The sequence below is a fragment of the Paenibacillus terreus genome (assembly GCF_042138595.1).
Classification (GTDB): Bacteria; Bacillota; Bacilli; order Paenibacillales; family Paenibacillaceae; genus Paenibacillus; species Paenibacillus terreus.
The window spans coordinates 113,951-135,724 of record NZ_JBHIRX010000011.1 but is presented as its reverse complement, the minus strand read 5'-3'; the positions used below and the strand labels follow the sequence as shown (position 1 = coordinate 135,724).

The window sequence follows — 21,774 nt, the reverse complement described above, 5'->3', positions numbered from 1 at the left end:
TAACAAGGAAAGCGGCCTATAGAGGGCCGCTTCCTTTTTACTTCATATGATCTCATTTTACGATTACAGACCGGTTTTACCGGATTGGCCTGCGATGGATGCCTCAGCGATTTGTACCAGACGCTTCGTGATGTAACCTCCGAGCGAACCAGCTTCTCTGGAAGGCATATTACCATAATAGCCGTCCTGTGGAATCGTAATGCCCAGCTCCTGAGCTGCCTCATATTTCAACTGCTGCAGCGACGCATTGGCTTGAGGTACGACCAGGTTGTTGCTGCGACGGCGACGGCCGCCTTGATTTGTTTCGTACATGATGCTCACCTCCTTCGGCTGTGGTGAGGTTAGTATGCTACGGGATTATGAAAATATCCGCCGAAGGAGGGAGAAAAAAAGAGGTAAATTAGGGGAAAACAATTTCAAGACGAGTATTCAGACCAATCGTCTGTCCTGGTTCCAGGTGAATGAGGCCTGTAAAATCATTTCCTTGCTTCAGATTGGGAGCATTCGGCAGCCAGGTGTACGGCTCGATGCACAAAAACTGATCTGCTTCCCCTTTGGTATATAAAACCCAATGCTTAAAGAACTGTTCGTCCGCACTGTATTTAATGCTGTACCCGTCATCCCTGGCAAGGAGGGCGACGGCCTGGCCGCTTGCGGCTCGCAAAGGCGTATCCAGATTAAGCCCCTTCAGGGATAATCCTTCCGGCAGTTGCGCGAGTGCCCCCAGATCCTCCACCTCACCGGTGGACAGCAGCTGTTCGTCCATCGCATATATTCCGTTAACCGGCAGTTTGATCGACCACCGCTCCGGTTCCCCGTCGAGCAGAAACCATGTGTGGTAGCCCATGCCGAACGGAACGGCCTTCTCACCGCGATGGGTAACCTTCAAGCTTTGGCTGAAGCTGTTGCCTTCTAGACGGCACACCATTTCCAGGCGAAGCGGAACGGGGAACTGTCTCATCCAATTTTCATCATTCTCGGTCAAAAATTCAGTGGTAATGCTGCAGGAATCATCGTCTTCTTCAATGTCACTGACACACCAGGCCTGGGTGCGATGCAGTCCATGGATATGATTGTCGTTGGCTGTATTGCGGTCGAACTGGTACTCCACTTGATCGTAGACAAAATGCCCTCCGCGGATTCTTCCCGGCGGAATCAGCATGGGAATACCGAAGTGATACGGCTTTTGTAGATAAAAGGATAAATCCTCCTCCGCCGGCTTGCGCAGGATTTCCCGGCCGTTCATATTATCCCGCATCGAGATAACATTATTGCCCAAACGCGGCAGCAGCGTGACTTCCAGTTCCCGGCTATGTAAAATGTAAGTGTCGTAACCGTTCCATTGCCCTTTGGTCACTTGTTTCATATCCATGCTCCTTTGTCCACTGTAATCGGCTCTTCACCGTACCATATTATGATAACAGATTTTGCGTCTGCAAGTACAAAATCGAGATTTGACAATAAACTCCTCCGGAATTATCATGAATACAAACAAGATGCCAATGCAATGATAAGGACAAGTAAGCATTCAGGAGTACACTACAGAAAGCCGGTGGCTGATGCGAACCGGTGTGGACTGATTGCCGAATGGACCTTGGAGTGCCACGCGGAACAGGAGACGTTCTCTCCCCAGTATGCCGGCCGGCTGTTCCCCGTTACAGGAACCTTAAGGCAGATGGATGATGTTTTGGGTTGCTGACCATCTGTGAATAAGGGTGGTACCACGGTCTCGCGTCCCTTTTGGGGGATGGCGGGCTTTTTTGCGTTTCGGGGGTTCATTGGATGTTGAGAAGAAAATGGCAGGAGGAATACCAAAATGAAAACCGTATTGTCGGGAATTCAACCCAGCGGACAGCTGACGCTGGGCAATTACATCGGGGCAATGAAAAACTTTGTTAAACTGCAGGAGGATCACCGCTGCTATTTTATGATTGTTGATCTTCACGCCATTACTGTGCCGCAGGACCCTGAACTGCTTAGAGAGCAATCCGCTGCAGTCGCTGCGCTCTTTATCGCTGCCGGTATTGATCCTGAAAAATCGGCCGTCTTCATGCAGTCCCATGTCCCGCAGCATGCCGAACTGGGCTGGCTGATGACGACGCTAACGTCCATGGGTGAGCTCGAAAGAATGACTCAGTTCAAAGATAAAGCAGAGGGTAAAGATTCTGTAGGTGCCGGTTTGTTCGTCTATCCGTCCCTAATGGCGGCCGATATTCTGCTTTACAATGCCGACCTGGTTCCGGTCGGTGAGGATCAGAAGCAGCATCTTGAGCTGACACGCGACCTGGCAGGACGCTTTAATCACCGCTATGGGGAGTATTTTACCGTACCGGAGCCTTATATTCCTGAAGTAGGGGCACGCGTGATGTCGCTGGATGATGCCTCCAAAAAGATGAGCAAAAGCAATCCGAATCCTGGAAGCTATATTGCGCTGCTGGATGAGCCATCTGTTATCCGGAAAAAAATAAGCCGCGCAACAACAGACTCGGGCAGTGAAGTCCGCTATGATCCGGCGGCCAAACCTGAGGTCAGCAACTTAATGACGATCTTCAGCCAATGTACGGGCTTATCACTGGCGGAGGTGGAGAAGCGTTTTGAGGGTCAAATGTATGGGGCATTCAAGAAAGAGCTGGCGGAGGCTGTAGTATCCGTTATTGAGCCTCTGCAGCAGCGCTACCGGGATATTCGCGAGTCGGGTGAGATGGACCGCATTCTTGCACGGTCTGCCGAACGAGCAAGAGAAACGGCAGCCACTACACTGGCTGCCGTTAAAGAACGTATGGGATTTCTGATGCCGAAAGGCTGAAACGGGGTCAAACAGCCAGTGAAGACGGCCGGTAAGCTCTAATAGAGCGACGGCTCTATCAGGAGCGGTTTTGTCTCGCTTTGGTTGCAAAGCCCCAGCCGATATTCAGCACGGATGCAAGGCCCAGACCGAGGGCAAGCCAAGCAGAATGACTGATGGAAATGGCGGCAGCGGTCAGCAGCAATATGGATGAAGCGGCAAACCACAAGGACAATGTCTTGCTCATGGGAAAAACCTCCAACCTTAAATATTTTATTTACGGGAATAAGTTGATGTGGGAGAGCCATAATAAGCTTGCAAGCTTGCAATGAACCTCATCCAGAAGACTGAAAGGAGATTCCAATATGGCACGTCGTTCGAGAGGATTGCTTATTCAACAATCTGGTGCTGCACTGGATCAATTGAAATTTGAAGCGGCTCAAGAGCTGGGCATCACAATCCCGCAAGACGGTTACTACGGCAACATGGTGTCCCGCGAAGCCGGATCCCTTGGAGGATACATTACGAAACGGCTGGTTCAACAAGCGGAAGCCTCCCTGGCAGGAAATGCCGGGACTCAAGGATCTGCTGGACGTTTCATTTAACGGGTTCCACCAAGCAGACACGGGCAGGATCCATTCAAATCCTGAAAGCACCAATGGACGAAAGTCCGGGGCGTCATCGCTCCGGCTTTTTCTTTGTTTGCTGTGCGTCTATCACGTATTGTGAATCAGATGAATGAATACGTCAAGAGGGCGCTTACATAATTGTACGGCTGCATTTTTTTAGCTCTGATAACAGGTATAGAAAAACGGGTGAGATGGCAATATTTATGAAATCAGCCCAAGAGATAAGCGTAAATGTACGATCTTTGTCAAACTCACAGGCATGGCTGTGTGATAAAATTTATATTCGGAGGCGGACTCCTTCGATATTCAGAGGATTATAGAATAAAAAATTGGCGGAGTTTGAGCCATTCTATAGTCGCGGAGAAACGTCAGTATAACGCGTTCTGTCTCCTTTGAGAGTACTGCGGTAGACGCTTTCTTCTTGATCATATAAAGGAGGAGTAACTTAACATGAGTGACTTTGGATACAAAGCTTCCTCGGATGCGGCTGCTGTTACGGTATCTTCCAAGCCGCCCGGCAATGAAGCCGGGACATGGAAGGATTATATTGCCATAACCAAGCCTGGTATATTGCGGACAAATCTGGTCGCAGCCTTTGGCGGCTTCTGGCTGGCTTCCCAGTGGGATGTTGATTATATTAAGATGATACTTACGATGCTGGGGACCGTACTTGTCATGGCTTCCTCCTGCGTATTTAATAACTATTTTGACCGCGAACTGGACACGAAGATGGAACGCACGCGCAAACGCTCCCTGCCAACCGGACGCCTTACTCCTGCTGCAGTATTTACTTATGCAATAATTCTTGGCATTGCCGGGCTGGCGGTCCTGTTCTTATTCTCAGGCGTACTTGCAGGTCTGCTCGGCATTTTGGGCATGTTCGTATATGTCGTTATTTATACGCTTTGGCTGAAACGCTCTTCCACCTGGAGCACATCCATCGGTGGTATTTCCGGTGCAATGCCCCCTGTTATCGGTTATGTGGCTGCGTCCGGCAAGATTGATGCAGGGGCCTGGCTGCTCTTCGCGCTGCTCTTCCTTTGGCAGCCGCCGCACTTCTGGGCGCTGGCGATCCGGCGTGTGGAAGAATACCGTGCCGCAGGATTTCCGCTGCTGCCGGTCGTTAAAGGTGTGGAACGCACGAAATGGCAGTGCATCCCTTATCTGGTTCTGCTGATTCCGGTTCCGATTTTGATGTATGCTTACGGATATACTGGCCGGATATTTATGATTGTTACTTTGCTCTTGTCGCTGGTGTGGTTGTTCTTTGCCATTAAAGGTTTTAAAACGAACGATAACGATGCCTGGGGCAAGAAAGTGTTCCTGTTCTCCATTAATTATTTGACGATCAGCTTTTTGTTGATGATTTTCGATACGGCTCACAAGATTGGATAGAATAGGGCAGGGGTTCCGCTTCAGCGGAACTCTTTTTTTGTGTGCTCGGTGCCGAAGGCTTCGCCCAATGTAGACCCTTCTGGATAAAGGATAAATTCATCCAGTCCGGCTTTCTCCAGCTGGACGATCAGATACTCGTCAGGTGTTCCCTCGACACCCGCATAACCTTTCCTGGTATAGATATGAAGGGCGTCGGGGAAGGAATCGCGCAGCATGCCGCGGATTCTTTTGCCCGACCTGTCGTTATCCATAAATAAATAAACTTCATCATGCTTGGCCTGCTTGCGCAGGGAGTCCAGCTTCATCGTGTTCAGTGTGCCGAAGGTGCATAAAATGCGAACTTCGGGATCCAGCAGCCTGCGCAGCTTGCTGCGGTCGTTCTTGCCCTCGACGATAATGGTGACAGGCATCAGGCACACCCCCTCAAGTAAGTAGCTTGTCGTGATTCCCCGGGAAATGATGAATAGTTGTACATTTGTAGTGTAGCAACAAAGCGGGGGATCATGCAAAAACGAAAAATTAGGCTGCCAAGAAGGTTCGTTGACTTCATATTGTATGTTTGTAAGGCGCTCCGATAACGAACCATTCCTCCAATCGCTGTTGACCCCTAATTTCTAATGATTTGATTTTTAAGTGGTAAAAATTTGGGGCCAAAGGCGAACGCTATGGCTTTTCCGGAATTGCTTCGTTCTCTCCGCTGCTCCGTGCATATTTCAACTTGGAAAATAGGCCAAGCGAAAGCTTTTGGCAGGCCTAATAATATAAAAATGGAAAATAGAAATCGCCAATCCCCTGCGATTTCTAACTGGCAAAAAGGCCGAGAACAGGAGCGCTTGCTCTTGTCTCGACCTTTGGCCCTTTATGCTTGTTGCCATCAGGATGATTCGTGATTTAAGGCTGACTTATTGGCATTCGAAAACTGCTTGGAGCAGCTTCTGATGAATTTTATCATAGACGTTTTTTTATGCTGCTTTTTTGGCGGATGGGACGGAAACAGGCTGGGGAATCCGTCGCAAGGGAGTAAATGCAAGTCCGATCATAAGAATCAGGAAAGCGGCAAAGAAAGGTGAGAGATAGCCATGCATTTGACCCGCCAGGACCGGACCGATAAATGAGCCGATGGAGGTTACAATGGATTGCAGCGAAAAAGTCCTGCCCAGATGTGAGCCGCCCAGGGTGATGAACAATGATGCCATTGCCGGAAATATAACGCCTTTGGTGGTGCCAAGCAGAAACAGCAGAATACCTAAAGGCGCTTCAGTTGCTGCCATTAAATAGAAGCAAAGGGCCATCAGAAATATCCCGATGACGAGCCGGCGAATCGGTGAATAGCGGTTAAGAAAAAGCATGCTGAGCGTGAGCAGTGCCCCAAGGCTGATGATGGAAAATAAAATGCCTGTTGACATGATGGAGGCATTGCCCGATCCGTGGAGCGGCAGTTCATAGAACAAAATTCCCTGAGCGCAGGCAATGACGAAGGGTGGCAGGAAGTAGCGCCAGTCTGGAATAGTTCGTCCGGTTTCCGTATCCGCTGATTCGGCAGCCTTTGTGATGGCGGGCCTGCTCTTTGGAAGCGTAAGATAGGCCATGATTCCGGTAGCAATGAGAATAAGCCCAAGCGATCCGAATGTCGTCCTGAATCCGAAGCTGGCTACAATGAATGCGCCGGCAGCCGGAGAAATCACCGATGCGGAGGTATGTATGACACCATGTCCAGACATATATTTTCCCTGTGTGACAGGATCATCCGACAGTCGCGCAAGCATCGTCAGACAGGCCGGAGACAGGAATGCGAGCACAAATCCGCTGAAGGCCCGCAGCACCAGCAGCTCCCATGGAGATTGGATGAAAGCCTGCAAGATCAATATGACTCCTGCCGCCGCAAGGCTCATCATAATATATCGCCTGCTGCCATGACGGTCTACACCGGGGCCAGCCAGCAGGTTGCCCGGCAGATGTGTCAGTGAATAGATACCCATCATCCAGCCAATAAATGTAGGTGCAGCGCCTAAGGATATGGCATAAGGAGTAAGCATCGGATACTGGGCGTGAAGATCGAAATATGCAATGAACAGAAACAGATACAGCCACAGCGCTGTTTTCATGCCGATTACCCCTCTCTCACTGATAGCTTGGCACAAGTTGCCCGTTGTACATCTTACGCCCGGGCGGACAAACATAGACCGTATATTTCGCAAGGATGGAGCGCGGCTGACAGAGTCTCATAAAATCATGTATAATTACTTATCGGCCGTTTAAGAGCTTGGCCAATCATACCGGCATACGCCGGATTGCAGCAGGAAGCGGAGTGTTTATAAAAATGGATGCAAATGTCTGGATGGAGTTTCTAAAACAGAACTGGCTGATCATTCTGATAGCCCTGATCGTGCTGTTCGTGGTGCTGAACATGGTGAAGACGCTGGTCAAGTGGCTGATTGCGGCTGTCATTGTAGCGGCTCTGCTGATCTATAGCGGCGTATCCATAGAACAGATTAGTAAGGTAGTGACAAATGTCCGCAACGAGGCCGTCGATACGGTACGGACCGAGGCCTTGAATATGATGGTGAAAGAAGCGAAGGATGCGCAGTATAAATCAAACGATGACGGTACCTACACCGTATCGAGCAGCAATATTGAAGTAACGGGACAAGCCGGCAGCGATAAAGTGAAGGTATCGTTCCGGGGGGTGCCGCTCGGCGAGTGGAGTGTCACCGAAGCCGTCGGCGATTACGTGCAAAGCGCGAAGAACCGCTCGGCGGCACAGTAATGAAGCAAACCGAGGAGGAAAGCAATGGATAGTCAATGGCTGGAGAGCATTCTCCGGTTGAACGGGGTTACGGTGGCTTTAATCGCCATCGTGCTGTTATCGTTTATACAGGGCTGGTGGCGCGGCGCGTCCAGATCGGCGGGAGCGCTGTTTGATTTGTTTGTCGACGGCATCCTTGCCGCCGCCGCTGTTGTGGGTTCATTGGGATTGGCTGCATGGCTGTCTCCGATCGTTCAGCAGCGGCTGGCCGTCTTTGCAGAGGAAATGCCGAAGCGGGAATTGAGCACTGCCGAGCAGCTGTGGTATACGGTGCTGCATCTTGTACAGATCTTTCCGCTTTTGCGTTTTGCCGCATTGTTCCTTTTGAGCTATTTGATCGTCCGTTTGGCGCTGAATCTGCTGTATGCAGTTCTGATGGGCAGACGCCGGACGGTAATTTCGGATCCTGAACGAAGCAGAACAGGCTTCTTCAGCAGGCTGGCTGGAGCCGTAATCGGCGCGCTTATCGGAAGTGTACGGGCCATTATGATCATTGCGGTGCTCTTTATCGGTGTTAGCCTGTACCCGGAAAGCAGCTTCAGCAGCTACGTGCAGGCTTCCCCGGTGTACAGGGAAGGGGCACAGACAGTCATTGCCCCGCTTACCGGCGGGCTCGTCAAGGACAAGCTGCCTGTCATTACCCGGGCGGCGGAGCAGGAGCTCAGCGGGATTCTGCAGCGCCGATACGAAATCATCGACCGCAGCATCCCCGATGATATCGGGGCGGCCGCCGCGCAGATTACAAGCGGAGCCAACAGCGATGAGGAGAAGGCCCGCCTGCTGTATGATTGGGTGGGCACGAGGGTTTCGTATGATTATGGCAAGGTCGAAGCGTATGAGCAGCGCGGTGTATGGCATGAGCAGACGCCACAGGATACGTTTGATACCCGCAAAGGTGTATGTATTGATTACGCGCGCTTGTATGCGGTAATGGCCCGTTCCCAGAACCTTGATGTTAAAGTAGTCACCGGACTGGGTTACAATGGACAGGGCGGATATGGCCCCCATGCCTGGAACGAGGTATATCTCGCGGAGCAGAAGAAATGGGTGCCGCTGGATCCGACGTGGGCACAAAGCGGAGATTGGTTCAATCCCCCGAATTTTGCCCAGACCCATATTGAAGATCGGCTGATTTAATCTGCCTTTCAGGTTAGCTTAAGCAAATGATGTTAGAATATTCAGCGTTATTATCCTGAAAAAGGAGAGATCGGAGCCGTATGAGACAGATGAACGGCGAACAGGAAAAGCACAGCGAAGCCGAAGGCCGTAAACGGTTCAGCTTCCGGATCAACCTTTTCTTTTTCAGTTCGTTTCTTATTTTCACCGTCATTATTGTAAGACTGGCCATCCTGCAGTTCGTAGAAGGTCCCCAGTTAAAGGAAGAAGAGACAGGCAGCATCACCAAGAGCGTACCGCTCCCACCTATCAGAGGAACGATCTATGACGCTACGGGAGAGAACAAGCTGGCCTATTCTACCCCCATTCAGTCCTTGTATATTACATTGGACAAAAATTACAGCGACAGCGCGGAAAGCCTGCGCGACCCGGACAAAAAGCTGCTTCCCGAGCTAGAGCAGATGGCAAAGAAGCTGGCCAACCGGTTTAACCAATATGGTGATCCGAAGGCCGAGAAGCTTACCCCGGATATGATTCTGGAAGCGATGGACCGCAATTACCGCAAAGCCAACGGATTTACACCGCGCCTGATCAAGGCGAATCTGAGCGAAAAAGAGATAGCTTATTTTCTGCAGCATAAGGACGAGTTTCCCGGTGTCGAGGTCGTTGAGGAAAGTGTGCGGCACTATGATCCGGATACCGTTGCGGTACAGGCTGTCGGTTATGTGAAGAACTACAGCAGCGCCCGGCAGGCAAAGTCCCTCGAGAAGTATCAAGAGATTCAGAAAACGAACTCCGCCGAAAACAACCCAGGGATCGTATATCTGGAAAATGAAGCAGTCGGCTTCGACGGTCTGGAGTACCAATACCAGGAGGAATTGCGCGGCAAAAACGGCTACAAAACGGTGCCTGTCGATCCGCGTAATATGCCGCAGGGTGTGGAATCTGTGACACCTCCGGTCAAAGGTTATAACGTATATTCTACGATTAACAAAAATGTGCAGGTGAAGACCGAACAGGCTATCATGGATCAGTTGAGCTGGCTTCATAGTCATGCGGTATCGGGTAAAACCCATCCATATGCAAAAACCGGCTTTGCCGTTGCCATGGAAGTGGATACCGGCAACGTCGTAGCGATGGCGAGCATGCCGGACTATGACCCTAACTACTGGAGTTCGGGAAGCATAAGTAATGAGAATTACAAGAAAATCCAGAATATATATTTAAACGGTACGATTCGTTCGTTTCCTTCAGGGCAGCCGGGACAACATCCGGAATCCGTTGTTCTGCTTGGATCAACGATCAAACCGCTCTCTGTGCTGATCGGCTTGGAGGAAAATCTGATTACGACCACGACCTATTATCAGGATAGAGGTTATGCTACATTCGGCAGAAATGATTCCTCACGGGTGCGCAACTCCTCAGGTCACGTTTATGGCGGGTTGGATCCGGCTTCCGCGATCAGGCACTCCTCCAATGCGTTCATGGTGGATATGATCGGCGAGAGACTGTATAACAAGTATCGTACGAATTCGGAACTGGACCAAGGTGTTGCGGTCTGGGATAAATACATGAAGGAATTCGGCCTGGGAGTGTCTACTGGTGTAGATTTACCAAGTGAATTTCTGGGTAGGCTGGAGTATACAAATAAAAACGAGACTGCCCTCTCCAAATTGGCCTACGCCTCTTTCGGTCAGCAGGGCAAATATACGACCATGCAACTGGCCCAGTATACAGCCATGCTGGCAACAAAGGGCAAGCGGATGGAACCGCATATGGTCAGCCAGATCAAGGACGATGAAGGCAATGTTGTGAAAACATTCAAGCCAAAGGTGCTGAACGAAGTGGATTTCCCGTCCGCTTACTGGAATGAGATACTGAAGGGGATGGCTACGGATGTACCTGCGTTTAACGGCTTTCCATATGATTTTGCGCGGAAAACAGGTACATCGCAGCAGAGCGTCGGCGGTCAGTTGAAAGATAACGGGGTGTTTATCGCCTTTGCACCGCGCAACAATCCGAAGCTGGCAGTAGCGGTCGTTGTACCTGAAGGTGGCTTCGGCGCCTACAGCGCCGGCCCGATCGCCCGTAAAATTTTTGATGCTTATGATGAAGAATACGGGCTGGACGGCGTTCCAAAGAAAAACCTTAACAAAGAGGCGGACACTGAGCAGCAATAATTTGCGTCTATAAATTTTAAACTGGCATCCAGTGAGGAGACTCTCTGGATGCTTTTTTTCTTAATGATTTCCACAAGCTCTAAAATTTGAAAGCGTTTTATAAAAAAACAAAAAGCAACATAATTCTTTCGGATGTTTTCTAAACTTTATCGGATATTATGACGCTTGCTCGGAGGCTATAATTAGGTCAATGTATAGGTTTACACACGAAAACAGCTTTTGATGAGGAGGCTTTTCATGAAAATCACGAGACACCCGGAAAATCCGATTGTTGTGCCAGGTTTGTTCGAATGGAGAAAAGTAACCGTATTCAATCCGGCCGTCATCATCGATAACGGCAAGTTTTACATGATTGAACGTACGGCGGGCTCGCTGACTCCGTGCAAAAATTATCTTGGTTTGCTGGAAAGTGAAGATGGCGTCCATTTTACACATGTTAAGGATGAACCGATCCTCACGCCGGATGAGCTGGGCTTTCCTTACGGCAGCGTGCAGGACCCACGCATTGTTAAAATCGACGACACCTTCTATCTGAATTATGCGCTGCGTCCGTGTGCCATGAGCTATTATCCAACCGGAGCGGGAGTACCGGAAAGATCCATTCCTGAATATCCGGACGGCTGGGGCGAAGATCCCGGACATTGGCTGACCCGTTCCGGCATCGTCACATCCAAGGATCTCATTCATTGGGAGTACCTGTGCGACACAACCGAGCTTGATATTAATGATCGTGACAATATTTTGTTTCCGGAAAAGATTAACGGCAAATATGTTCTGCTGCGCCGTCCGGAAGAGTACATCGGCGAAGAGTACGGCACGGAGAAGGCCGCCATGTGGATCACGTATTCGGATGATCTGATCCATTGGGACAAACCGAAACTGCTGGCAAAAGCCGAGAACGAAAGCTGGGAATTCAAGAAAATCGGTGGTTCCACACCTCCAGTACGTACGGACAAAGGCTGGCTCGTGCTGTACCATGGTGTAGATGAAAACACGGTATACCGTGTTGGAGCGATGCTGCTTGATCTGGATAATCCCGAAATCATCATTGCCAGAACGCGCAACTTCATTATGGAGCCGGAAACTTATTATGAGAAATTCGGTTATCAAATCCCGAACGTTGTTTTCCCGACAGGCAATGTCGTTAAAGATGGACTGCTGTATATCTATTACGGTGTGACGGATACGGCCATCGCGCTGGCAACCGTTCCGCTGAATGAATTGGTGGATTACATTTTAAACGAACCGCAATAAAGCAAAAGACTTGAGGGTCGGCCTGCAGCGGGGCAAGACGGGTTGGGGAGTCAGCAGCAGCCTGCAGGCTGAACTTGATATGGAATGCCGTTTGGGATTTGGGAACGGTGTTTCTTTCACACTGCTATGTAAGCGTTTACCAAAAGAATTATTTAATGTAAACTTTCATAACGCATTTTCAGATTTTCATGCCTAATATCTGAAATTAAGTTTAATAAATTAGGATATAATTGATGTTTTGTAGGATGTAGTGGAGAAAATATAACATATATAATTGGATTGTAAGCTTTCGATGATATAAAAGAGATCATTTATTGTCAGATTACAATCAGATTCAGAAACGGGGGCTGCAATATGAAATGGTTAAACAAAATGAAAATGACAGTACTGATCGGTTCGGTTTCGCTGCTGGCTCTTACGACCGCCGCATGCGGGAGCAGTACGGATAACGGGTCGGCGCAGGGGACGCAAAAAATCACGCTGACGATGATGCATCCGTGGACTTCCCCGAATGTGGATAATGAAGTGTACAAGCAGCGCATTGCCGCTTTTGAGAAAGAGCATCCGAATATTGTCATTGAGCAGGATGGTGTTCCGGCAGCGCAATATAAAACAAAGCTGCGGACGCTGGCCGCCGCCAACAATTTGGCGGATATCAATGTCGTGTGGCCGGGGGCCGATTTGCAGCCGATCGCGAGCGGTGGTCTGCTGGAGCCGATTGACTCGGAAATGGATGCCTGGAAGAACATTTTGCCTGAGGACGCGCTGGCCGGTTTTGCCCTCGATGGCAAGCAGTATGCGGTTCCGACCAAGCAGACTTTTGTCGATATTGTTTACTACAACAAGGAAATGTTTGCAAGCGTGGGATATGATCATTTTCCAGCGACGTATGACGAATTCATCGATGCGGTCAAAAAATTGAAAGCCGCCGGCATAACGCCGTTTTCTCTGGGCAACAAGGAGAAATGGCCCTTGCAGTCATCCTACCTGTCGGCGCTCACAGAGCGTTTTGTAGGCAGTGATTTCCTGAACAAAGTACTGAGCGGAGAAGCCAAGTTTACCGACCCGCAATTTGTGAAAGCACTTGGTGTCGTTGAAGAGTTGACGAAGCTGGACGCCTTCAATACGGATGCCAACAATATGGATTCCGTACAGGCGCAGGATTACTTTATTCAAGGAAAAGCCGCCATGCACGTATCTTCCTCCACGGTGGACAGCAGAATCCGTATCGAAAACAAGGAAGGCGACAAATTTGGCATCGCCCTCTTCCCAAGCATGCCGGGTGGAAATGGTGATGCAACCAAATCCGCAGGTGTCGTGCAGTATGGAATCGCCGTCAAAAGCGGTCTCGATGAACAGAAGAAGCAGGCAGCATTTGAATTTATGAAATATTTTGTAAATGAGGATCTGTACAAGGAACTGATCAGCAAAGGAGTTGTCGTGCCGGCCAAGGTGGACATTCCTGCTGATGCCAGCCCGTATTTGAAGGAAATGATCGAGCTGACAGGCAAGGGTACGTCTCCGGTATTCGACAGCATTATCCCGACACAAGTCGTTGACGTTATGCAAAACGGCCTGCAGGCCATGACGGTTGGCCGTACCACTCCGGAGCAGCTGGCCAAGGAAGTCCAGGAAGCACTGGACAGAAAGCTGGGGAAATAACAACTCAGGCGGCGTCCGCTGGCCAACAGCCAGGAAGAAAACCCGTATAATCCGAATTCTCCCGGCAATCTGAGAATCCGTTATCGGGTTTTCTTTCTTAAAGTGGCGGAGAATGAAAGCAACTACGAAAAAGGAGGTCATACAGTGCATACGCTAAAAGGGACGAAATATGCCATTTTTTTCGGGCTGCTGCCCGCACTTGTCATTTATATCGGCATAGCCCTCGTTCCGATCGGGATGTCATTTTATTATGCCTTGATGGACTGGGATGGGATCAGTCCGATGACCTTTGTGGGTCTCGACAATTTTATTGAAATCTTTAAGGACGACATCTTCTGGACATCTGTAAAAAATAATTTGTTCATTATGCTGACGGGGATCGTAGGGCAAATTCCGCTTGGTTTGCTGCTCGCGCTGCTGCTGAACGGTAAGCTGAAAGGAGCGGGTTTTTTCCGCACCGTCGGTTTTCTGCCAGTCGTCATTTCCTCCGTTATGGTTTCATTGATTTGGGGGATGATTTATAACACGGAATACGGGATGCTGAACAGCCTGCTCGGGGCGGTGGGCCTGGAAAGCTGGCAGCGGAACTGGCTCGGCGATACGTCCTGGTCCATGATCTCGATAAGCATCGCATATATCTGGCAAAACTGCGGTTTGTACATGGTCATTTTCCTGGCAGCCCTGCAAAACATATCCGCCGAGGTCAATGAAGCGGCTGAGCTGGATGGGGCGACGGGGCTTAAACGGACGTTCCTCATTACGATCCCGATGATCCGCAGTACGCTTATTGTCGCTATTGTGTTCAGCATCAGCAATTCGTTCCGGGTCTTCGACCTGATTCAGATTATGACAGGCGGCGGACCGGCGCATGCCACGGAAGTCATGACCGTTTATATGTATAACAACGCGTTTATGAACATGCGTTTCGGTTACGGCAGTGCCGTATCCATTCTGATTCTGGTTTTCAGCATGATTGTCATTAGTATTGTGAACCGTATCAGCAGAGAAAAAGACGCTTAAAGAGGTAGTTCAAAAAGTCATCTTTTGATCACGAAGAAAGTCAGGAAGCATATTCGACATCGAATCTTGAACTCAGCCGGGCCTTCCGGTGCTCACGTACCTCAAGTACGCTCCGCTCCTCAGGCCCTATCTTCATTCAACCTTCTCGGTGCTGAAAATCTGACTTTTTGAACACGTATTTAAAGAAAGGGGGAACATCTGATGAGAGAAAAATCGGGTCTGCTGACTTTTTTGACATACCTGGTGCTTAGCGTATTTGCCATCATAAATATCTTTCCACTCTTCTGGATGGTGGTCGATTCCTTCAAAACCGAGCAGGAATATGCGCAAAATCCTTTTTCGCTGCCAACGGTGCTGCAGTTCTCCAACTACGCCAAGGCGTGGGAAGTAGCCAACATGAATGTCTATTTCCTGAACAGTGTAATTATAACGCTTGCCTCCCTGGTTTTGACGGTTTTGCTGGGAGCGCTCGCCGCCTATTTTTTGTCCCGATTTCAATTCAAGCTGCGTGGGCTCACGTACGGTCTGTTTTTGCTGGGGATGATTGTGCCGATTCATGCGACACTGATTCCGATTTTTATCATTATGCAGAAGCTGCATCTGCTTGATTCCAGGCTGTCGCTTATTTTGCCGTATACGGCTTTCCATTTATCTTTGACGATTTTTATATTGGAAGGTTTTATGAAAGGTTTCCCCAAGGATCTGGAGGAATCCGGCGTCATGGACGGGGCGGGCGTGTTCCGTATCTTCTGGTCGATCATTCTGCCGATTACAAGGCCCGCGATGGCAACTGTCGTCATCCTCAATTTTATATATAATTGGAATGAATACTTGTTCGCGCTGGTACTGATCAACTCGTCCGAACTAAAAACGCTGCCGCTTGGCCTCGCCAATTTTGTCGGCATTGAAACTGCCAGTCTGACACTGCAAATGGCCGCATTGACCATTGCGCTCATTCCGATCCTCATTTTCTACCTGCTGCTGCAAAAACAGCTGGTGAACGGAATGACCGCCGGTTCCGTCAAGGGTTGATCATCCGTCCAGCCGGGCGCTCGGGGGCGAAAAGTTATGGCGGCAAAACGCAAAAGCTTTGGTTTGACCAAAAAAGCGCTCATTATCTTTTTGCTCTTCATCATTCTTCCGACCCTTGGCGTAGGAGTGATTGTGCAGTACCGGTTTACACTGGTGCTGCGCGATCAGTTCGTGCAGGCTACCAAAGTGAGTCTGGATACGGTAACCAATCAGCTTGAGGAGCAAATCAAGATGGTGGGGGATATTGCGGATTATTTGATATTGAACCCGGATATGCGGGATTTTTTGCGTATCAACGCTCCGTTAAGCGGAGACCAGCTGGATAACCGCAAGCAAAACATTGAGGATTTCCTTACGTTTCAACTGATGTCCAAAAATTATATTAAATCCATTACGATTTCCGGCTTTAACGGCAATTCCATTCAAATGGGGGAGCCGGTGCGGGGCAGCGAACAGTTCTGGCTGAACAAGGCTGATCTTCGCAAGGGAGGCATCGTCTGGAGTGAAGGTTACCCTATATACAGCGATTGGAGCGGAAATGTCCGCCTGATTTCCCTGTTCCGGGTGCTCAATTCTTACACGGATATCCAGGTTCCGCTGGGTCACTTGGTGATCAGGATGGACGAATCCAGTGTAGCCGGACTGCTGGAAAGCGGTATTGTCAAAGAAAACGGCAGTGTATTTGTGATCGGGCCTGAGGGCGAGAGCATTTTGCAGACCGGCAGCCCGCTGCCGGACGGTTTCAGACCAAACGCTGAACTGATGAGCAGGCTTAAAGCGGGAGAAAACGGTTTTGTCACCTATAATTTAAAGCATAGCAGCTATTTGACCTTTTACCATGAAATGAAAAATACGGGCTGGACCGTTGTGGCCATGATTCCCCAATCCGTGCTCGATAAGGAGCTGCGCGGCGTTAAATGGACGATGAACCTGATTCTGTGCTCCATCCTGCTGCTGGGTCTCACGGCTCTGTTCGGTTTTCATTATACGATTATCCGCCCGATTTTAAGGCTGAAAAAGGAGACCAACCGGGTTAAACTGGGCGATTTCAGCGCAAGGGTGCCCATTGAGTCGAATGATGAAATTTCAGAATTAAACAGCCAATTTAATGAGATGGTCGTCACGATCAACGAGCTGATTGAGCACAAATACAAGCTGGAGCTGCGGGAACGGGAAGCGGAGCTCAAACTGCTGCAGAACCAGATGGATCCGCATTTTCTTTACAACACGCTCGATATGATCCGCTGGACGGCAAGGCTGGAGAAGGCGGAGCAGTCAAGCCAGCTGATTGAAATGCTGTCCAAGTTTTTCCGTTCCAGCCTGAACAGCGGAAGTTATGTGACCACGATCCGGCAGGAGCTTGAGTTTGTGCGTTCGTACCTGTACTTGCAGCAGCGCCGTTTGGGGAACAGGCTGGTCTATACGCTGTATACCGAAGCGACGGTTGCCGACGCGATTACGCTGAAGGCCACGATTCAGCCTTTGGTGGAAAATTTCCTGAAGCACGGTCTCGACCGCAAAAAAAGGGCAAATGCCGTATCTGTCCGCTGCTACGAGCAGGAAGGCGAGGTTTGGATCGATGTGCGGGATAACGGGAGAGGCCTGCCTCCCGCACAGCTGGAGGCATTGAACTTCTCGCTGCGCCGTGCGAGCGCAGGCCCCGGAGGCAGAACGGGAGCGATCCACAATATTCATGATCGGCTGTCCATTTATTTTGGAGAGGCTTATGGCCTGGAAGTGATCCGATCGGATGAGGAAGGGGCCTGGATTCGGCTGAAGATTCCATTTACCGGGAACGGAGGAGGTCTGGAGCATGAAAAACAACCTGGAGGTGTCGAAACCGACGATCAGGATGCTGATCGTTGATGATGAACCGGTGATCTGTCAGGGCCTGCGCTGTACGATCGACTGGGAGCAGCTGGGCATCGAAGTCGCCGGTGAAGCGTATGACGGGGAAGAGGCTCTGCGATTGACAGAGGAACACAACATCGATCTGCTCCTGACCGATATCCGTATGGAGGGAATGGACGGCTTGGAGCTGACCGCTCAGTTAAAGAAGCGTTATCCGCATGTGCGTGTCATCATGATCAGCGGTTACGAAGATTTTGCGTATGCCCGTCAGGCCGTCCGATTGAGCGTATCCGATTATTTGCTCAAGCCGGTGGATATCGATGAGCTTGTTTCCGTCGTCCGCAAGGTCGCGGAAGAAATAAGGAATGAAAAAAATGCGGAATCCGGCAAAGAGGGTACACAGCGTTTGTCGAATGATGCGCTGTGGTTATCCAATATGGTACGCAGCGTTCCTCATTATGACAAAGTACTGCCGCCTCATCTGCAGGGCGAACAATACCGCATTATTGCGATGCAAATCGACCAGTTCTCCGTCTGGCGCACAGGATTGTCCGACCGGGAATATACGGCTGTCCAGCAGCAATGGCTGCAAGCAGTACACCGCCGTCTTGAAAGGCATTTCTTACGCAGTATTTCCGTATTCGATCACATGAATCTGTTGTTCATTCTTGCCGTTGCGGACAGGAAGCCGGAGTGCAGCGAATGGGAAAAGGTGCTAGCGGAGGCGGTGCGGCCAATGACGGAGGGCGTCCGGCTGTACTGTGCCGCTTCCCGTCCTTATGAGAGATTGGAAGATACGGCTGATTACTGTATGGAGGCCCGCCGGATTTTGGATTATCACGTGCTGGATCAGGCGGCGGTCCTGCTGCCTGAATCGCGGGAGCGAGCCGAGAGCGGAAGAACTATGCCCGAGTATAACAGTGCCGACAGAGTCCAGCTATTGGCGGCAGCCCTATTCAAGCAGGATGCAGCAGATGTAAAGCGGATTGTGCGGGATATGTTTCTTTTTTTCAAAGAGAGGAGCTTTCTGCTTCATGAGGTGGTTAAAGCTTGTGAGGAGATTTCTATCCTGCTGCGCCAGCGGCTCCGCCAAAGCGGACTGACAGAGCTTGACCATGGAAGCGGGGAAACTGCCGATCCGTATGTGTACAATTCCTATGACGGCTTAGAGTCGCTGATGAATGAGGAAATGCTGCATTTGCTGCAGCTTATGGGCAAAAACGGGCTGGACAAGTCCTACTGGATTGTTGAAAAAGCCAAGAAGTACATGGAGGAGCAGCACTGCAACGAGCTCAAGGCGTTCGAGGTGGCGGCCTGGCTTAAAATTACACCAAGCTATTTCAGTTATATTTTCAAGCAGAGCACCAGTAAAAGCTTTACCGAATATATGAATGAGCTGCGTATTGACCATGCAAAGCATCTGCTTGCCACAACCCATGATAAAGTGTTTGAGATTGCCGACAAAGTGGGCTATAAGGAGTATAAGTATTTTGTGTCTGTATTTAAATCACATACGGGGATGACGCCAAAGGAGTTCCGGGCACTGAACGTTAAACATTGACGGAGGGGGAACCAAGGCATGGAAAAGTATAAGGACAGCTCGCTTTCAGCTGAGGAAAGAACGGCTGATCTCCTGCCCAGGATGACGCTGAAGGAGAAGGTCGGACAGCTGAACCAGCATATGTATGGCTGGGATGCTTACCGCCGCAACGAAACAGGAATTGAATTGACAGAAGAATTTAAGCGGGAGGTGGCATTCGGCGGCGGGATGGGCGCCCTTTACGGATTGTTCCGCAGCGATCCCTGGTCTGGAGTCAACTATTCGAATGGTATACCTACGTTGGACAATGCACAGGTGGCCAACGAGGTGCAGCGGTATGTGATGGAGCATTCAAGGCTTGGCATTCCCGTGCTGCTGTCCGAAGAATGCCCGCATGGACATCAGGCGCTGGACGGCACACTGCTGCCCGTGAATCTGGGCGCAGGCTCCACCTGGAACCCAACGCTGCTTGAGAGCGCTTACGGTCAGGTTGCGGCGGAGATCCGCGCCAGGGGGGCTCATATCGGACTGGTGTCGGCGCTTGATATCCTGCATGAACCGAGATGGGGCCGCTCCGAAGAGTGCTACGGGGAGGACCCTTACCTGGCGGCCCGGATGACAGAGGCTGTAGTTCGGGGAATGCAGGGGACCCATGCCGCTGATCTGAAAGCGCCGGATAAGGTTGCCGCTGTGCTGAAGCATTTATGTGCACAGGGTGAAGCGCAAGGAGGATTGAACTCCGGTCCAACGGCAATCGGGGAGCGCGAGCTGCGCGAGATTCACCTGCCGGGCATGCTGGCCGGCGTTCGGGCTGGAGCTGCCGGATGTATGGCGGCATATAATGAAATCGACGGTATCCCCTGTCATGCCAACTCCAAGCTGCTCACGGGCATTTTGCGTGATGAATGGGGATTTGACGGGATCGTTATGGCTGACGGAGCTGCCGTTGACCGCCTGCTTGCCCTGACGGAATCCTATGAAGCCGCCGCTGCGCTTGCGCTGTCCTCGGGCGTGGATTTAAGCCTGTGGGATACAGCCTTCACCACTTTGCAGCAGGCGGTTGAGCAGGGGCTGGTTCAGGAGAATTACATAGACCGGGCCGTGGCCCGCGTGCTGCTGCTCAAATTCAGGCTGGGGCTGTTTGACCAGCCTTATGCGGATATCACCCGTGCTGCATCTGTCGTAAAAAGCGATACCGCACGGACGGTCAATCTGCAGATGGCGCGCGAGTCAGTCGTGCTGCTGCGCAATGAGGGCGGACTGCTGCCCCTGGACGCCAATGCCCGCCGCATCGCGGTTATCGGCCCGAATGCAGATAATCTGTATAATCAGCTTGGTGATTATACAAGTGTGCAGCGCAAAGGAACAGGCACGACCGTGCTGCAGGGAATCCGGATGGCGGCTCCCGCCGATACGGAGATCGTCTACGCGCGCGGCTGCGGTATCCGTGACGAATCCACGGAAGGGCTGAAAGAAGCCGTGGAGGCGGCACGAAATTCGGATGTTGCTGTGCTTGTCGTTGGCGGCAGCAGCGCCCGCCAGTTCGGCGGCGAATTTGATAACAACGGCGAGGCCATCATCTCTGAAGGGGCACCAACGGAAATGGATTGCGGCGAAGGCGTTGATGTCGCCAGCTTGAAGCTGGGGGGCATTCAGGAGCGGCTTGTGCGGGAAATCCATGCCACCGGGACGCCCGTTGTTGTCATCGTCATCCAGGGAAGACCCCATGAGCTGACGGCCATTGATGAACATTGCGGCGCGCTGCTGTGCGCCTGGTATCCGGGGACGGAGGGCGGCCAGGCGATCGGGGAGATTGTGTTCGGCAGGGTCAACCCGAGCGGCAAGCTGCCGGTTTCGCTGCCGCGTGCGGTGGGTCAGCTGCCGGTCTATTACAATCAGAAAAAGCCAAGCCGGATCAGACATTACGCCGATTCAAGCTCGCTGCCTTTGTATCCGTTCGGGTATGGTTTAAGCTATACTACTTTCCGTTACACGGGTCTCCGTGCGCAGTCTGCCGCTTTGACCGTTTCGGAGCTGAGGCAGGGCCGGGTGTTCGAGATCAGCGTTCTGATTGAAAATCTGGGAGAAACGGCCGGGGCCGAGACGGTTCAGCTATACATTCAAGCCGGGGGATCAAGTATTACACGCCGCAGGCTTGAGCTGAAGGCGTTTGAGAAGATATGGCTTGCGCCGGGAGGATCAAGAACGGTTACTTTTCTGCTGGATGAGGAGAAGCTGTCGATCTGGAACCGGAGCATGGAATTCGCGTTGGAGCCATGCCGGCTTAAAGTCATGGTTGGCACGAACTCCGCGGCTGCGGCGGAAATGGAGCTTGAGCTGGCTGTGACCGGGGATTAAGGCATCAAAAAGGCCGGTAAGTTCTCTTCCGTGCGTTTGAAGAGATAGATTCACTATGAACCTCTAACTACTTGCTTTATCGGCAGGAGTGGAGGTTCTTTTGTGTTTTTTGGTTTCCAGCTTATTTACAATATTGTCATCTCGTT

General features: G+C 50.8%; 18 protein-coding genes and 1 other annotated feature. Of the genes, 13 read left to right on the top strand and 5 right to left on the bottom strand.

The window, feature by feature from the left end; genetic code table 11:
* Nucleotides 1-63 precede the first annotated feature (63 nt).
* Both ACE5KN_RS19705 and ACE5KN_RS19700 read right to left on the bottom strand, forming a co-directional pair.
* On the bottom strand, nucleotides 64-312 hold the full coding sequence (locus ACE5KN_RS19705) for an alpha/beta-type small acid-soluble spore protein (RefSeq protein WP_375355101.1): 249 nt from the start codon (nucleotides 310-312) through the stop codon (nucleotides 64-66).
* A gap of 88 nt (nucleotides 313-400) precedes the next feature.
* Entirely contained in the window at nucleotides 401-1,366 is a 966-nt protein-coding gene (locus tag ACE5KN_RS19700) for an aldose 1-epimerase (RefSeq protein WP_375524272.1), read from the bottom strand.
* A 132-nt stretch (nucleotides 1,367-1,498) separates the two neighbouring features.
* Nucleotides 1,499-1,742 (top strand) — a binding site (T-box leader).
* Between the two features lie 74 nt (nucleotides 1,743-1,816).
* On the opposite strand from ACE5KN_RS19700, the gene trpS reads away from it, so the two are divergent.
* Entirely contained in the window at nucleotides 1,817-2,806 is a 990-nt protein-coding gene (trpS, locus tag ACE5KN_RS19695) for a tryptophan--tRNA ligase (protein ID WP_375524273.1), read from the top strand.
* A 58-nt stretch (nucleotides 2,807-2,864) separates the two neighbouring features.
* On the opposite strand, the gene ACE5KN_RS19690 is transcribed toward trpS, so the two are convergent.
* Nucleotides 2,865-3,032 (bottom strand): hypothetical protein, encoded by a 168-nt coding sequence (locus tag ACE5KN_RS19690; RefSeq protein WP_375524274.1) that lies wholly within the window; start codon nucleotides 3,030-3,032, stop codon nucleotides 2,865-2,867.
* Between the two features lie 118 nt (nucleotides 3,033-3,150).
* Between ACE5KN_RS19690 and ACE5KN_RS19685 the strand changes: the two genes are divergently transcribed.
* On the top strand, nucleotides 3,151-3,390 hold the full coding sequence (locus tag ACE5KN_RS19685) for an alpha/beta-type small acid-soluble spore protein (protein WP_375524275.1): 240 nt from the start codon (nucleotides 3,151-3,153) through the stop codon (nucleotides 3,388-3,390).
* 474 nt (nucleotides 3,391-3,864) lie between these two features.
* Nucleotides 3,865-4,809, top strand: coding sequence for a heme o synthase (cyoE, locus tag ACE5KN_RS19680; protein WP_375524276.1), 945 nt, complete (start codon nucleotides 3,865-3,867; stop codon nucleotides 4,807-4,809).
* Nucleotides 4,810-4,829: 20 nt separating this feature from the next.
* On the opposite strand, the gene ACE5KN_RS19675 is transcribed toward cyoE, so the two are convergent.
* Nucleotides 4,830-5,219 carry a toprim domain-containing protein gene (locus ACE5KN_RS19675; RefSeq protein ID WP_375524277.1) on the bottom strand — a complete coding sequence of 130 codons (390 nt, stop codon included), beginning with the start codon at nucleotides 5,217-5,219 and terminating at the stop codon, nucleotides 4,830-4,832.
* Between the two features lie 552 nt (nucleotides 5,220-5,771).
* Nucleotides 5,772-6,914, bottom strand: a complete 1,143-nt coding sequence (locus ACE5KN_RS19670) for an MFS transporter (RefSeq protein WP_375524278.1) — start codon at nucleotides 6,912-6,914, stop codon at nucleotides 5,772-5,774.
* Nucleotides 6,915-7,129: 215 nt separating this feature from the next.
* Between ACE5KN_RS19670 and ACE5KN_RS19665 the strand changes: the two genes are divergently transcribed.
* The 10 genes from ACE5KN_RS19665 (at nucleotide 7,130) to ACE5KN_RS19620 (ending at nucleotide 21,628) form a co-directional block, all read left to right on the top strand.
* The gene (locus tag ACE5KN_RS19665) at nucleotides 7,130-7,576 is read left to right on the top strand and encodes a hypothetical protein (protein ID WP_375524279.1); all 447 of its coding nucleotides are present in this window, start codon (nucleotides 7,130-7,132) and stop codon (nucleotides 7,574-7,576) included.
* 24 nt (nucleotides 7,577-7,600) lie between these two features.
* Nucleotides 7,601-8,752, top strand: coding sequence for a transglutaminase domain-containing protein (locus ACE5KN_RS19660; protein WP_375524280.1), 1,152 nt, complete (start codon nucleotides 7,601-7,603; stop codon nucleotides 8,750-8,752).
* Nucleotides 8,753-8,832: 80 nt separating this feature from the next.
* The gene (locus ACE5KN_RS19655) at nucleotides 8,833-10,911 is read left to right on the top strand and encodes a peptidoglycan D,D-transpeptidase FtsI family protein (RefSeq protein WP_375524281.1); all 2,079 of its coding nucleotides are present in this window, start codon (nucleotides 8,833-8,835) and stop codon (nucleotides 10,909-10,911) included.
* A 237-nt stretch (nucleotides 10,912-11,148) separates the two neighbouring features.
* The gene (locus tag ACE5KN_RS19650; protein ID WP_375524282.1) at nucleotides 11,149-12,165 is read left to right on the top strand and encodes a glycoside hydrolase family 130 protein; all 1,017 of its coding nucleotides are present in this window, start codon (nucleotides 11,149-11,151) and stop codon (nucleotides 12,163-12,165) included.
* Nucleotides 12,166-12,519: 354 nt separating this feature from the next.
* Complete coding sequence (locus tag ACE5KN_RS19645; protein ID WP_375524283.1) at nucleotides 12,520-13,827, top strand: extracellular solute-binding protein; 1,308 nt, start codon at nucleotides 12,520-12,522, stop codon at nucleotides 13,825-13,827.
* Between the two features lie 144 nt (nucleotides 13,828-13,971).
* Complete coding sequence (locus tag ACE5KN_RS19640; RefSeq protein WP_375524284.1) at nucleotides 13,972-14,847, top strand: carbohydrate ABC transporter permease; 876 nt, start codon at nucleotides 13,972-13,974, stop codon at nucleotides 14,845-14,847.
* Nucleotides 14,848-15,048: 201 nt separating this feature from the next.
* Nucleotides 15,049-15,879, top strand: a complete 831-nt coding sequence (locus ACE5KN_RS19635; RefSeq protein WP_375524285.1) for a carbohydrate ABC transporter permease — start codon at nucleotides 15,049-15,051, stop codon at nucleotides 15,877-15,879.
* A gap of 36 nt (nucleotides 15,880-15,915) precedes the next feature.
* The gene (locus tag ACE5KN_RS19630) at nucleotides 15,916-17,745 is read left to right on the top strand and encodes a sensor histidine kinase (protein WP_375524286.1); all 1,830 of its coding nucleotides are present in this window, start codon (nucleotides 15,916-15,918) and stop codon (nucleotides 17,743-17,745) included.
* A complete protein-coding gene (locus ACE5KN_RS19625; RefSeq protein WP_375524287.1) occupies nucleotides 17,693-19,291 on the top strand; it encodes a response regulator in 1,599 nt (532 codons plus the stop codon). Before ACE5KN_RS19630 ends, ACE5KN_RS19625 begins: the two co-directional genes overlap by 53 nt.
* A gap of 18 nt (nucleotides 19,292-19,309) precedes the next feature.
* Nucleotides 19,310-21,628: a glycoside hydrolase family 3 N-terminal domain-containing protein gene (locus ACE5KN_RS19620; RefSeq protein WP_375524288.1), complete on the top strand. Its 2,319-nt coding sequence runs from the start codon at nucleotides 19,310-19,312 to the stop codon at nucleotides 21,626-21,628.
* Nucleotides 21,629-21,774 lie beyond the last annotated feature (146 nt).